Below are 13023 nucleotides of genomic sequence, written 5' to 3' on the forward strand. Positions count from 1 at the left end.
TCATTGCGCTACCGGAAATTCGAGCGTGGAACTGTTTGGAACAGGTGGCAGCAAGCAAGAAAATGGATCGGAGACTTATCTTGGCCGGCGCACAAGTTGCCTCGGTTTTTGGCCTGCTCAACGCTGCAACCTCACTCCCGTGCTGATCCAACCGTGGAATTGTTCCTTGCATGGCCAACCCCGTTGGGCCAAACACAATACCTGTGTTTGACGCTAAAAGGTTGGTCCATGTCCAGAAATAAATCTGTCAAAGATTATATCCGAACCATCGTCGATTTCCCGCATGAAGGGATCATGTTTCGGGATGTGACAACCCTGTTTGCCGACCCCCGTGGGTTTCGGATGGCGATTGACCAGATGCTGCACCCCTATGCCGGTGAGCAGATTGACAAAGTGGTCGGGCTTGAAGCACGCGGGTTCATTCTGGGCGGTGCGATTGCACATCAGTTGAGCGTCGGTTTTGTCCCGATCCGCAAGAAAGGCAAACTGCCCGGCACGACAATCAGCCAGGACTACAAGTTGGAATACGGAGAGGCGATCGTCGAGATCCATGACGATGCCATCCAACCCGGCGAAAAAATTCTGGTGGTTGACGATCTGCTCGCCACGGGCGGAACTGCAGCGGCGGGCATCAAGCTGATCGAGCGGCTTGGGGGCGAAATCGTCTCGTGCGCCTTCATCATTGACCTGCCCGAGCTTGGCGGCAGTAAAGTGTTGGAAGAGATGGGCATGGACGTGCATGTCCTGTGCGAATTCGAAGGACTCTGACCAGGAGTTTTTCACAAAAACGTGACTGGAAACTAAAAACCGGAAAGGCTTAGGCTGGTTTTCGCGCCGATCAAGCCGCAAAACGGATCAATATAAGTGATCTTGTGGTCAGGCTGTCCCGTACCCTGTGTGATGCTGCTTGAAGCATTTCAACCCAGGGAGTTTAGCTCATGTTCCGCAAATTCGCCGCCGCCGGTGTCGCCTCGATCCTGTTCAGCACTGCTGCATTCGCCGATGGTCACGGCAAGGACATTGTCGACACAGCCGTCGCCGCTGGCAGCTTTGAAACACTCGTCGCGGCAGTTCAGGCCGCCGAACTGGTGGACACACTTAAAGGCGAAGGCCCGTTCACCGTGTTTGCCCCCACCGATGACGCGTTCGCGGCTTTGCCAGAAGGCACCGTCGAAAACTTGCTGAAGCCCGAAAACAAGGATCAGCTGGTTGCCATTCTGACCTACCATGTCGTGCCGGGCAAAGTGATGTCAGGTGATCTGAGCGATGACATGACGGCTGCAACCGTACAAGGCGGCGATATCACGATCGATCTGGATTCGGGTGTGATGGTGAATGACGCCAACGTGGTTCAGGCCGACATCGAAACCAAGAACGGCGTGATCCATGTGATCGACAAGGTGATCCTGCCTGCATCGTAGGAATCAACCGGGCACGGTCCGACGTTCGGGCCGTGTTCACCCTTTCAGAACCGCGCCGGGATTCATGATGCCCTGCGGGTCCAATGCCCGCTTGATGGCCCGCATCGCGCCCAGCTTGGCTGGATCGCAGTAGCGTTCCAAATCGCTGGTCTTTAGGCGCCCGACCCCATGTTCGGCACTGACCGAACCGTCGAAGGAATAGACCAGATCATGGACGGCCTGCTTGATCGCGCCTCTTTGATCATCAAATTCCGATCGGTATCGCCCTTTGGGCGGGAACACGTTGTAATGCAGGTTGCCGTCACCAAGATGACCAAAGCAATTGATCCGGAAGGGCCCCAGGCGTGCAATCAATTCTCTGCCTTCGCAAATGAAATCGGGAATTCTGGAAATCGGGATCGAGATATCATGGCTCGACACTGACCCGATCAGACGATTGGCTTCGGGAATGCGTTCGCGCACCGCCCACAAATCGGCTCTCTGCGCTTCACTTTGGGCGATTACTCCGTCCTGAACCTGACCGAGTTCTTCAGCGCGAACAAAGAGTTCCTCCAACGCGGCAAATGGTGATTGCCCATCAGCCAGACCCAGCTCGATCAAAACGCTCCACTCCGGGGGCGAGGCGAACGGCTGACGGACATCCGGCAGAACCTCGGTCAGGAAATCAAGCCCTTGCCGGTGGATCAGTTCAAACGTGCTGACGGCCTCACCCACCTTGTCCCGCGCCAAAGCCAGCAGGTCGATCGCCGCTTCGGGAGAAGCCACCTGAAACACCGCGGTCCCGACACCGGTGGGTCGCGGGAACAGCTTCAGCGATGCGGCAGTGATGATCCCCAGCGTCCCCTCGGCCCCAATCAGCAGGTTGCGCAAGTCATAGCCGGTGTTGTCCTTTCGCAGCCGGCTGAGGCCATGCCAGATCTCACCACTGGGCAGCACCGCCTCAAGCCCCAGGCACAGGTCGCGCGCGTTGCCATACCGCAAAACGTTGACGCCCCCTGCGTTGGTCGACAGGTTGCCCCCGATCCGGCAGGATCCCTGCGCCGCCAATGACAAAGGAAACAACCGGTTTACCGCCTCGGCTGCGGCCTGAACATCTTGAAGAATAGCCCCGGCTTCGGCGACCAGAACGTTCTCGGTTGGAAAGACAGACCGGATGACGGTCATCCGTTCCAACGAGATCACCAACGGCGCAGGCCCCGCCGACATCACCTGCCCGCCGACCAGGCCAGTGCCGCCGCCATATGGAACAATCGGAACCTGTGCCTGTGCAGCCAATTTTACCAGCTGCGCCACCTCATCGGTGTTTCGCGGCAAGGCCAGCAGACCGACCCGTCCCGAAAAACGCCCGCGCGGTTCTTCCAAATACCGTTCCTCTACGGGGCGCAGGACACCGTCGCCCAGTTTCGAACGGAGCAGCGCGGCAAAACGGTCATCAGCGGGGTTCAAACTCATACGCCTCCAATGCCCAAGCGATGCGGTTGCCGCAAGCCTTATTCAAGATCAATCAGATAGCGCGGCTCAAGCACCACAACCGTGGGGCGGTCCGGAAGGTTCCGCAACGACACGGTGATCTCCGACACCCCGCCGCGCTCAACCGGAAATGTATCCCTGATATCCACCAGGAAGCGATCCAGCGAAAACTGCGAGAACCAGTGCATCGGAATGATGACAGAACTTTTCAGCCGTTTCAGAACCGCAATCATATCGGGCAAAGGCATCGTGGTCCCGCCATCCACGGCGGCCATGACCACATCCAGCCGCCCGAGCGCGGCAAACTGTTCATCCGAAGGGACATGATGCAAATGCCCCAGATGACCTATGCACAACCCCTCAACCTCGAACACAAAAATCGAATTGCCGCGTTCTTCGACCCCACCATATACAGACCGGATATCGGTCGAGACATTGCGCACCAGCATCTCACCCAGATCCAGATGATGCTCGATACCTTTCCCGAACTCTCCCCACCCCGGGAGAACATGCGGAATGGCCGGGTCGGGATGCGCCGTCCAATGCGTGCCGTGGGCATGGTTCATCGTCACCACGTCGGGGATCAGGTTTGCGCTGCCGATAAATCCGGTAAAATCCGTCACCGCATTCAGCCCGCCGCGGGTCTGGATCATGAAAGAGGCATGCGCGATATAGCTAATCCGCACCGAGAATTCCGGCACCGGATCCTGCCAGGCCGCCCTGTGCAGATACTCGATTCCGGGCGCCGCATCGGCAATGGCGACACAATGACTTGGCCGTCGCTCCTGCGCAGCGGCCCCGCCCGAAATCACCATTAATGCCGCAATCAACCAGCGCATACCCCGAGTGTAGCGCAGAAAGACAACAAGTCATGCCCCTTGTTCATCTGGCCCCAAATATCCCGGGGGAGGCGCGGCTTGCCGCGACGGGGGCAGCGCCCCCTATCCCGCGTCGGTTTTTCCACGCCGGTCAGACCGCAGGCTGGCATACAGAACATGCGTCCGCCACCGCCCGTTGATTTGCAAATACGACTGCGCCACGCCCTCGTATTTGAAGGCCGAGCTTTCCAGCAACCCGCGCGACGCCCGGTTTTCCGGCAGGCAGGCGGCTTCAATCCGGCTCAGGTCCAAACGGGTAAAGGCATGGTGAACCATCGCGCCGATGGCTTCACGCATATACCCTTGTCGGGCAAAGGCCTGACCGGTCCAGTACCCCAATGTGCCCGCCTGTGCGGGACCGCGCCGAATGTTGTCCAGCGTGATGGCCCCAACCAACACGTCATCTTCACGGCGAAACAGAAAAAGCGGAATTGCCGTCCCGGCCGCTACCGAACGTTGTGCCCAATACACACGGTTGGTAAAGGATTTGCGGCTCAGGTGGTCCTTGGCCCAGATCGGTTCCCAAGGCGTCAGGTAACCTTTCGAGGCTCGCCGCAACGCGGCCCAATCGTTGAAGTCGGAATGTACAGGCGGGCGCAGGCTGAGCCGCGCAGTCTCGAGTTTCAGCTTGCGTCTGCCCAACAGCATCACGCCGCCCGCCTCTCCTGTAGTTCGGCCAATGTCGGCGCCCCCGAAACCGGCCCGTACAGCGCCAAAGCGGCAGGTGCGTTGACGGCCATCTGCTCGGCAAATACGCGCACATTTTCGGTGCTGACCGCATCGATCTTGGCCACCGTATCTTCCAGAGACGGGACCCGCCCCCAGATCTGAACCAGCCGCGCCAGCCGTTCGGCCCGGTTTGACGGGCTTTCCAGCCCCATCAACATCCCGGCTTTCATCTGCGCACGGGCACGGGCAACCTCTTCCGTGGTCATGTCCTCTGCTGCGCGCTTCATCTCGTCGATGGTGATGGTGGCAAGCTCTGCCACCTGATCTGCCGAGGTACCGGCGTAGATCGTCGTCGTACCGGTATCCGCATAGGCACCAGTCTGGGCAAAGATCGTATAGCAGAGCCCGCGTGTTTCACGCACCTCCTGGAACAGCCGTGAGGACATGCCGCCACCCAGAGCCGTCGAATATATCTGCGCCGTATAGATCGCATCGTCGCGATAGCCCGGGCTTTCCAGCGCAAGTGCAAAATGGGCCTGCTCCAGCTTTTTCTCCTGCCGTGCTTCACCACCGGTAAAGCGCGCAGGGTCAGCGATCAGCCCGGTGCGTGGTTGCAGATGACCGAACATCTCTTCGGCCATTTTTATCAGCTGATCGTGATCCACGGCACCGGCAGCGGACAGGATCATCTGATCGGGGCCATAATGCTCTGCTACGAAGCCAGAGAGGTCTTCTCGTGAAAACGCACTGACCCGTTCGGATGGTCCCAGAATGGTTCGGCCCAAAGGCTGGTCGTGATAGCTCTGCTCCTGCAACCAGTCAAAGATCACATCGTCGGGCGTGTCATAGGCCTGGCCGATCTCCTGAAGGATCACGCCGCGTTCGACCTCGATTTCGCGCGGGTCGAAAACCGGGTTCAGAACGATGTCGCCGATCACGTCCATCGCCAGCGCCACGTCGTCCTTCAGAACGCGCGCGTAATAGGCCGTTACCTCGCGCGAGGTATAGGCGTTGATATACCCGCCAACATCCTCGATCGCCTCGGCGATTTGCAGCGCCGAACGGCGCTCTGTTCCCTTGAACGCCATATGTTCAAGGAAATGCGCGATTCCGTTCTGTTCGATCCGCTCATGCCGCCCACCGGCGGTTACCCAGATGCCGATGGCCGCAGATTGCAGCCCCGGCATATGTTCACTGACGATACGAAACCCGTTCTTCAGTTGGTCTTGTCTGACAGTCACTCAGCGATGTGCCTTTTTATATGATCCTCAAGGGCACCCAGATCATTGGCGATGCGGGTCACCCGTTCCGGACGTTCATACAGATCAGACATGCGGGATGGAAGAGGTGGATGCACGTCGCTCGCCCTCTCGACCGCCGCTGGGAACTTGGCGGGATGCGCGGTCGCCAAGGTGATCATCGGGGTATCGGTGGCACGGTGGTCTTCGCCGACCTTGATCCCGACCGCAGTGTGCGGGCAGACCAGTTCCGCGCTGTGGGCAAGCGTATGCCGGATCGTCGCCAGCGTTTCCTCCTCGGACACTCGGCCCGAGTCGAAACTCTCGCGCAGCGCTTCCATCGCGCCCTGGCTGACGTTGAAGCCGCCATTTTTGAGCTCGTCCATCAGCTGCGCCACGGCACCGCCGTCCTCGCCATAGGCGTAATACAACGCCCGCTCAAAGTTCGAGCTGACCTGAATGTCCATCGACGGGCTGATCGAGGGGATGGTGTCGCCCTTGAAATACCCCTCACCCGACAGACAGCGGTGCAGGATGTCATTCTGGTTGGTTGCAACGACCAAACGGTCGATGGGCAAGCCCATGCGCTTGGCCAGATAGCCTGCGAAGATGTCGCCGAAATTGCCGGTCGGCACAGTGAAACTGACCTTGCGGTGCGGCGCGCCGAGGCTGACGGCGGCCGAGAAATAATAAACGATCTGCGCCAGCACCCGGGCGAAGTTGATCGAGTTCACACCTGCCAGCTTGACCCCGTCGCGGAAGTCGAAATCGTTGAACATATCTTTCAGCGCGGCCTGACAATCATCGAAATCGCCATCCACGGCCAAGGCATGAACGTTGCTGTCCGCAGGCGTCGTCATCTGGCGACGCTGCACCTCGGACACGCGGCCATGCGGGAACAGGATGAACACATCCACGGCATCCAGCCCCCGGAACGCCTCAATCGCGGCAGAACCGGTGTCGCCGCTGGTCGCGCCCACGATGGTCACGCGGTCATTGCGCCGTTTCAGGGCCACCTGGAACAGCTGGCCGATCAACTGCATGGCAAAGTCTTTGAAGGCCAGCGTGGGGCCGTGGAAGAGCTCCAGCAAGAAGTGATTCTCGTTCAGCTGCTTCAGCGGCGCGCGGGCGTCATGACCAAAACCCTCGTAGGCACGCGCGATGATCTGCTTGAACTCATCCTCTGCAAAGGAGCCGCTGACATAGGGCCACATCACACGGAACGCGATGTCTTCATAGGGCAGACCAGCAAGCGCCGCGATCTCGTCATGGCTCATCACAGGGATCTCGGCGGGCAGATAAAGCCCCCCATCGCGGGCCAATCCGGTCAGCATCGCCTCTTCAAAGGTCAGTTCTGGCGCTTGGCCACGGGTCGAGATGTATTTCATTGCTCTTCACTCTCAGAAGGGGCGCGATTGCGCCACAGGAAATAACCGGTCATCACAGCCCAAACCAGAGCCAAGCCAAACCAGGTGATTGCATATTGCAGGTGATCGTTTGGAATCCCCGCCGTATCCACCGGCAAAGGCGTCACGTTCGGGTCGGTCTGAGACCGTGCAATCAGTAACACCGGTTCGGCCCCCAGCGCGGCGGCCAGATTGGGCACGTCCCGGGCAAACCAGATGTTGTCGTCAATATCGGGCTCGGGCGTATAGCTGTCGACCTCATCCGGCCAGTGCAGGTTGCCGGTGATCTCCATCGGACCGGTCAGACGCGACGCCTGTTTTGCAGTTGTCGGCACAAACCCCCGATCGACCAGAATTGTGCGGTCCTCGGTGCTGAACGATTGGATGATGCGATACCCTGCCCCGACCTGTTTGACCGAAACAAGAACATGGATTTCGCCTGGTTCCATCTCACCCGAAACCGTTATCGGAAGGTATTTGTCGGTGTCCTCTGAAACCTGCCGGGGCAAGGCGATAGGGTCGGCTGAAATGCGGCTTTCAATCTCTGCCAACAGCTCCTGTTTACAGGCCAGACGCTGCATCTGCCAGGTACCCAGCGACAGCAGAACGCCCAAACCGGCGAGGCCGAAGATCAGCAGGAACAGAATGCGGCGCATGGCAGGGTCGAACCTCGTTTCAGGAACCGGCGTCTTGTTAAGGGGCGTGTGGGCCAAATTGCAACCACGCAATTGTATGGGGCGCAATCTTGCGCCCGGAACAGAGAAAAAGCCGCCCCTCAAGGGCGGCTTTAGCAATTTGATCAACTGATCTGGCTTACATCAGCGGGGCCTGGCCCCAGATGTAGACTGCAAAAAACAGGAACAGCCAGACAACGTCAACGAAATGCCAGTACCAGGCCGCCGCTTCGAACCCGACATGCTTTTCCGGTGTGAAGTCGCCTTTGAGGGCCCGGATCAGGCAGACCGACAGAAAGATGGTGCCGATGATGACGTGGAAACCATGGAAACCGGTCGCCATGAAGAAGTTCGAATAGAACTGATCATCGCCAAATTTCCAGCCTTCATGGGCCAGCAGCTCATAGTATTCGAACGCCTGCAAACCGGTAAAGGCAATGCCCAGAACGATACCGATGGCCAGACCGTTGATCAGCGCTTTGCGGTCGTTGTCATGCACCAGCGCGTGGTGGGCCCAGGTGATAGCACAGCCCGACAGCAGCAGAACCAGAGTGTTGATCAGCGGCAGGTGGAACGGGTCAACCGCGTGGATGTCCGGCTGGATGTATTCGGTGCCGGCATAGTCGTACATCGGGTACATGCGATGTTTGAAGAACGACCAGAACCAGGCAAAGAAGAACATCACCTCGGACATGACGAACAGGATGAAACCGTACCGCAGACCGATGCGAACCACAGGGGTGTGATCCCCCTGGCGGCTTTCGACAACAACTTCGGACCACCAAGCGAACATGGTGTAAAGAACTGCGACCAGACCGGCCCAGAACATCCACGGGGTCAATCCGTGCATCCAAAGGACGGCTCCGAACAACATCACAAAGCCGCCGACAGCTCCGATCAGAGGCCAGATCGACGGGGCCAGAATGTGATAATCATGGTTTTTAGCGTGTGCCATCAGCGTCCCTCACCTACAGGCGTTAGTTCGTGTTTGTTTCTGCCTGCGCTTCAAGGGCGGCATAGCCCTCTGGCAGGTCAATTTCGTAGAATGTATACGACAGCGTGATCGTATGAACATACTTTGCTTCAAGATCTTCGACCATTTCAGGATCGACGAAGAAGGTCACCGGCATCTCTACCCGCTCGCCGGGTTGCAGCACCTGCTCTTCAAAGCAGAAACAGGCAATTTTTTGAAAATACCCGCCCGCCGAATAGGGTGCCACATTGTATGAGGCCTGACCCGCTATTGGACGATCCGTTGGGTTGTAGGCCTCATAGAAAGCCAGTCCGGTCTCGCCGATGCGCACTTCCATCTCGCGAACGACCGGTTTGAATTCCCAGGCCATGTTTTTGGCCTTGGACGCATCAAACCGTACGGTGACCGTGCGGTCCAGAATGTCTTCGGGGGCGGCTTCGGCCACACCGGTTGTACCGCCAAATCCGGTCACGCGGCAGAACCAGTCGTAGAATGGTACCGCCGCCCAGGCCAGGCTACCCATCAGGACAACCACACCCACGGTTTGAGCGACCGTTTTCTGTGGACCAGACAAAGCCATCAGTTCTGGACCTCCTGTGTGGCCATGTTGAAGTCAGTACCCGAGACCTTGACGATCGTCAGGCCGAAAATGATCACGATAAAGGCAGCCAGCGTCAGGCCGACGCCCAGATTGCGGCTGAACCGACGCTGATGCAGTTCATGGCTTTTGCGCAGGCTCATGACCATCCTCCCAAACCATAGGGTTTCAGCAAGGCTTCGGCCAGAATAGCGCCGAAATGCAGGAAGAGGTAGAGCAGCGAAAGCTTGAAAAAGCTGCGTTCGACCTTGAAATTATCGGCCTCCGAGTCATCCTCGGTCCGACGTGAAATTTGCCAGGCGCCGCGCAGGAACAACGCGTTCAACACCAAAGCCACGGTCAGATAGATGGGACCACCGATGCCAGAGAACGCGGTTCCCACCGCCAGTATCGCCAGCAGGGCCGTATAGACGAGAATGTGTACACGCGTCGCACGGCGACCATGTGTGACGGTCAGCATAGGCACGCCCGCGTCATCATAGTCCGAGCGCATGAACAGCGCGAGTGCCCAGAAATGCGGCGGTGTCCACATGAAGGTCAGGGCGAACATCAGCCACGGTTCAACCTCCATGGACCCGGTAGCAGCCACCCAGCCGATCACCGGAGGGAAAGCGCCCGCCGCACCACCGATCACGATGTTCTGCGGGGTCGAGCGCTTCAGCCACATCGTGTAGACAACGACATAGAAAAAGATTGTGAAGCCCAGAAACGCACCTGCGAACCAGTTGGTCGCAAGGCCCAGCATGATGACCGACAGGCCCGACAGGGTCAGGCCGATGGCCATCGCCTCACCCTCCTCTACCTTGCCGGAGGGGATCGGGCGACCTTTGGTGCGTTTCATCACCTTGTCGATATCCGCATCCCACCACATGTTCAGCGCACCCGATGCACCGCCACCGATGGCGATGAACAGAATGGCGCAGAACCCGACAAAGGGGTGGACCGGAACCGGGGCCGCCAGCAGACCGACCAGCGCCGTGAACACGACCAGAGACATCACGCGCGGCTTCAGCAGGGCGAAGTAATCGCCAAAGCTGGCCTCGTCCGCGTGGGCGGTCGCTGTGCTGGCATTGATGCTTGCGTCGGTCATCTCGGGTCCTTCTGGGGCGAAAGCTGCGCGGTCAGCCCGCACAGCCTGCATTTCGTGTCAGGCGGGCTTTTACCCGCCCTCAGTGTGCTCAGTTCGAAGCAACCTGATAGCTTTGCGGCAGACCGGCATATTCTTCGATCGCACCTTGCAGCCACTGGTCATACGCTTCCTGGCTGACGACTTTCACGGTGATCGGCATATAAGCGTGGTCTTTGCCGCAGAGTTCCGAACACTGACCGAAATAGATGCCTTCCTTCTCGGCCTCGAACCAAAGTTCCGCCAGACGCCCGGGCACGCCATCCTGCTTCACGCCGAAGGACGGGATAGTCCAGGAGTGAATCACGTCAGATGCGGTAACCTGCATCACGACAACCTTGCCAACCGGGACAACAACGGCAGTGTCGGTGGCCAGCAGCCATTCGTCTTCGCTGTAACCCGCATCTGCCAGCTTGGCGCGCATGGCGTCATCCAGAACAAACGGAGTCACATCCGCGTCGGCCGGGCGCGCGCCCTCGTCCAGAGTGGCCGGATGGCCCAGCAGGTAGCTGTCAAAGGCAAAATCGTGATCAACATATTCATAGGTCCAGTACCACTGGTTGCCCACGACTTTGATGGTGATGTCGCCTTCCGGAATTTCCTGCTGTTTGAACAGAACCGGCAGCGAAAACGCACCGATGAAGACCAGAATCAGGATCGGGCCAAGGGTCCATGCAATCTCAACCGGGGTGTAGTGTGAAAAACGCGCCGGTTTCGGGTTAACGCGTTCGTTGTAACGCACGATGCAATAAACCAGCAGGCCGGCAACCAGCAGGCAGATGACGGTGATGATCACCAGAATCATGCCGTCCAGACGCTGAATTCCCGTGGCAAGGCTGGTGGCCGCGGGCTGAAAGCCCATACCGCCGTCAACCGGCTTGCCAATAATCTCAAGCTCCTGAGCCATGGCTGGAAGGCTGGAGAGGGCTGTCATAAACCCTGAAAGCATCAAAGCATTCTTCATGTTCTGTCCTGATCGTTTGATCTTTGCGTCCCTGGCGAAAAGGTGTGAATCGGTCGCACCTCTCCCGTTGTCTTTGGCCGCGTTAAAAACCATATTCCGTCGGGTAGATAAAGCAAAATGCTTGCGTCAAACAGACGCTATTTTTGATCTGGATCAAACCCGAAAGGTCGCAACCCATGTCCGACGCCCCGTTTCGCCCGTTTGAAAGCGCTCTACCACACGATGAAGCGCTTGCCATTTTGCGCTCGGCCACGGACGGGGCCGAGGACGGAGAGCTGTTTGTCGAGCGGCGAAAATCCGAGTCTCTCGTGTTCGATGACGGCCGTCTGCGCACCGCGTCTTACGATGCGTCGGAAGGGTTCGGGCTGCGTGCCGTACAAGGTGAAGTGGCTGGATATGCGCATTCCACAGACGTCTCGATTCCTGCCCTGAAACGGGCGGCGGAAACAGCAAGACTGGCTGTCGGGGATGGCGGCGGGGTCTTGGCGGATGCTCCGCGCTCCACCAATACGCGCCTCTATACGGACGAAGACCCGATTGATTCTGCCGCTTTCCCGGTCAAGATCGAGACATTGCGTGAGATCGACGCCTTCGCCCGCGATCTGGACCCGCGTGTGGTTCAGGTCAGCGCCACGATCGCGGCAGCCGTGCAAGAGGTCGAGATTCTGCGCCCCGATGGTGTGATGGTCCGCGATGTGCGCCCCATGACCCGCGTGAACGTGTCGGTCATTGTCGAACAGAACGGACGCCGCGAAAGCGGATCCGCCGGTGGTGGTGGCCGGGTTGGCCTGAGCGGGTTGATCGACCCCGCCGACTGGCAGGCCAAGGCCCGCGAAGCCCTGCGTATCGCACTAGTCAACCTGGACGCGGTTCCTGCACCGGCCGGTGTCATGGAAGTCGCGCTTGGCCCCGGCTGGCCGGGCATCCTGCTGCACGAGGCCATCGGCCACGGCCTGGAAGGCGACTTCAACCGCAAGGGCAGCTCGGCCTTTGCCGGGTTGATGGGGCAGCAGATTGCTTCGAAAGGCGTGACCGTGGTGGATGACGGCACGATTGCTGATCGTCGCGGCTCGATCACCGTGGATGATGAGGGCACGCCCAGCGCGCGCACGGTGCTGATCGAAGACGGTATATTGACCGGATACATGCAGGACCGCCAGAATGCGCGACTGATGGGGGTTGCTCCTACGGGTAACGGGCGGCGGCAGAGCTATGCGCACAAACCCATGCCGCGCATGACCAACACGATCATGCTGGGTGGCGAAGCCGACCCGCAGGCCCTGGTGGCTGATATCAAGGACGGCATCTGGGCCGTTGGATTCGGCGGGGGTCAGGTGGACATCACCAACGGCAAGTTCGTTTTCTCGTGCACCGAGGCATATCGTGTCGTAAACGGCAAAATCGGCGCGCCGGTCAAGGGCGCCACGTTGATCGGTGACGGGCCGTCGGCCTTGAAACGCATCCGCGGGCTGGGCAACGATATGGCGCTGGACCCAGGTATGGGAACCTGTGGCAAGGACGGGCAATGGGTGCCGGTGGGTGTTGGCCAGCCGACCGTGCTGATGGACGGGCTGACTGTCGGTGGTTCGGCCGCCTGAGTCGGAAG

General features: G+C 59.0%; 14 protein-coding genes. 3 read left to right on the forward strand and 11 right to left on the reverse strand.

Translation table 11 applies throughout. From position 1 onward, the window contains the following. Positions 1–228: 228 nt before the first annotated feature. Together ACR0LI_RS12490 and ACR0LI_RS12495 are read left to right on the forward strand one after the other, a co-directional pair. Positions 229–768 carry an adenine phosphoribosyltransferase gene (locus ACR0LI_RS12490; protein ID WP_171636894.1) on the forward strand — a complete coding sequence of 180 codons (540 nt, stop codon included), beginning with the start codon at positions 229–231 and terminating at the stop codon, positions 766–768. A 170-nt stretch (positions 769–938) separates the two neighbouring features. Then, on the forward strand, positions 939–1421 hold the full coding sequence (locus tag ACR0LI_RS12495; RefSeq protein ID WP_117869700.1) for a fasciclin domain-containing protein: 483 nt from the start codon (positions 939–941) through the stop codon (positions 1419–1421). A 36-nt stretch (positions 1422–1457) separates the two neighbouring features. Here the strand turns inward: ACR0LI_RS12495 and ACR0LI_RS12500 are convergent, their stop codons facing one another. The 11 genes from ACR0LI_RS12500 to coxB all read right to left on the reverse strand — a co-directional run bounded on the left by ACR0LI_RS12500 (position 1458) and on the right by coxB (position 11417). Next, complete coding sequence (locus ACR0LI_RS12500; protein WP_480718604.1) at positions 1458–2873, reverse strand: FAD-binding oxidoreductase; 1416 nt, start codon at positions 2871–2873, stop codon at positions 1458–1460. A 38-nt stretch (positions 2874–2911) separates the two neighbouring features. After that, a complete protein-coding gene (locus ACR0LI_RS12505) occupies positions 2912–3730 on the reverse strand; it encodes an MBL fold metallo-hydrolase (RefSeq protein ID WP_210093517.1) in 819 nt (272 codons plus the stop codon). A gap of 102 nt (positions 3731–3832) precedes the next feature. Beyond that, positions 3833–4417 carry a GNAT family N-acetyltransferase gene (locus tag ACR0LI_RS12510; RefSeq protein WP_171636888.1) on the reverse strand — a complete coding sequence of 195 codons (585 nt, stop codon included), beginning with the start codon at positions 4415–4417 and terminating at the stop codon, positions 3833–3835. Continuing rightward, a complete protein-coding gene (locus tag ACR0LI_RS12515; RefSeq protein ID WP_209834968.1) occupies positions 4417–5679 on the reverse strand; it encodes a M16 family metallopeptidase in 1263 nt (420 codons plus the stop codon). The genes ACR0LI_RS12510 and ACR0LI_RS12515 overlap by 1 nt, the downstream gene beginning before the upstream one ends. Next, positions 5676–7064 (reverse strand): threonine synthase, encoded by a 1389-nt coding sequence (gene thrC, locus ACR0LI_RS12520; protein WP_480718605.1) that lies wholly within the window; start codon positions 7062–7064, stop codon positions 5676–5678. Before thrC ends, ACR0LI_RS12515 begins: the two co-directional genes overlap by 4 nt. Next, the gene (locus ACR0LI_RS12525) at positions 7061–7738 is read right to left on the reverse strand and encodes an SURF1 family protein (RefSeq protein ID WP_480718606.1); all 678 of its coding nucleotides are present in this window, start codon (positions 7736–7738) and stop codon (positions 7061–7063) included. Before ACR0LI_RS12525 ends, thrC begins: the two co-directional genes overlap by 4 nt. A 157-nt stretch (positions 7739–7895) precedes the next feature. Further along, entirely contained in the window at positions 7896–8711 is an 816-nt protein-coding gene (locus tag ACR0LI_RS12530; protein ID WP_152457261.1) for a cytochrome c oxidase subunit 3, read from the reverse strand. Positions 8712–8733: 22 nt separating this feature from the next. Next, entirely contained in the window at positions 8734–9309 is a 576-nt protein-coding gene (locus ACR0LI_RS12535) for a cytochrome c oxidase assembly protein (RefSeq protein WP_152457260.1), read from the reverse strand. Further along, positions 9309–9470 (reverse strand): hypothetical protein, encoded by a 162-nt coding sequence (locus ACR0LI_RS12540; RefSeq protein WP_162896804.1) that lies wholly within the window; start codon positions 9468–9470, stop codon positions 9309–9311. The genes ACR0LI_RS12535 and ACR0LI_RS12540 overlap by 1 nt, the downstream gene beginning before the upstream one ends. After that, positions 9467–10417, reverse strand: coding sequence for a heme o synthase (gene cyoE / locus ACR0LI_RS12545; protein ID WP_171636880.1), 951 nt, complete (start codon positions 10415–10417; stop codon positions 9467–9469). Before cyoE ends, ACR0LI_RS12540 begins: the two co-directional genes overlap by 4 nt. Before the next feature lie 88 nt (positions 10418–10505). Further along, a complete protein-coding gene (gene coxB, locus ACR0LI_RS12550) occupies positions 10506–11417 on the reverse strand; it encodes a cytochrome c oxidase subunit II (RefSeq protein ID WP_171636878.1) in 912 nt (303 codons plus the stop codon). A 176-nt stretch (positions 11418–11593) separates the two neighbouring features. Here coxB and tldD point away from each other — a divergent pair, with 176 nt between their 5' ends. Next, on the forward strand, positions 11594–13015 hold the full coding sequence (gene tldD, locus ACR0LI_RS12555) for a metalloprotease TldD (RefSeq protein ID WP_171724428.1): 1422 nt from the start codon (positions 11594–11596) through the stop codon (positions 13013–13015). Positions 13016–13023: the final 8 nt, after the last annotated feature.

It is taken from the genome of Ruegeria sp. CL7 (assembly GCF_056536445.1).

Excerpts from the sequence above, each read along its gene's own strand:
- ACR0LI_RS12490 (WP_171636894.1), top strand. The coding sequence starts at position 229 with ATGTCCAGAAATAAATCTGTCAAAGATTATATCCGAACCATCGTCGAT.
- ACR0LI_RS12495 (WP_117869700.1), top strand. The coding sequence starts at position 939 with ATGTTCCGCAAATTCGCCGCCGCCGGTGTCGCCTCGATCCTGTTCAGC.
- ACR0LI_RS12500 (WP_480718604.1), bottom strand. The coding sequence starts at position 2,873 with ATGAGTTTGAACCCCGCTGATGACCGTTTTGCCGCGCTGCTCCGTTCG.
- ACR0LI_RS12505 (WP_210093517.1), bottom strand. The coding sequence starts at position 3,730 with ATGCGCTGGTTGATTGCGGCATTAATGGTGATTTCGGGCGGGGCCGCT.
- ACR0LI_RS12510 (WP_171636888.1), bottom strand. The coding sequence starts at position 4,417 with ATGCTGTTGGGCAGACGCAAGCTGAAACTCGAGACTGCGCGGCTCAGC.
- thrC (WP_480718605.1), bottom strand. The coding sequence starts at position 7,064 with ATGAAATACATCTCGACCCGTGGCCAAGCGCCAGAACTGACCTTTGAA.
- ACR0LI_RS12525 (WP_480718606.1), bottom strand. The coding sequence starts at position 7,738 with ATGCGCCGCATTCTGTTCCTGCTGATCTTCGGCCTCGCCGGTTTGGGC.
- ACR0LI_RS12530 (WP_152457261.1), bottom strand. The coding sequence starts at position 8,711 with ATGGCACACGCTAAAAACCATGATTATCACATTCTGGCCCCGTCGATC.
- ACR0LI_RS12535 (WP_152457260.1), bottom strand. The coding sequence starts at position 9,309 with ATGGCTTTGTCTGGTCCACAGAAAACGGTCGCTCAAACCGTGGGTGTG.
- ACR0LI_RS12540 (WP_162896804.1), bottom strand. The coding sequence starts at position 9,470 with ATGAGCCTGCGCAAAAGCCATGAACTGCATCAGCGTCGGTTCAGCCGC.
- cyoE (WP_171636880.1), bottom strand. The coding sequence starts at position 10,417 with ATGACCGACGCAAGCATCAATGCCAGCACAGCGACCGCCCACGCGGAC.
- coxB (WP_171636878.1), bottom strand. The coding sequence starts at position 11,417 with ATGAAGAATGCTTTGATGCTTTCAGGGTTTATGACAGCCCTCTCCAGC.
- tldD (WP_171724428.1), top strand. The coding sequence starts at position 11,594 with ATGTCCGACGCCCCGTTTCGCCCGTTTGAAAGCGCTCTACCACACGAT.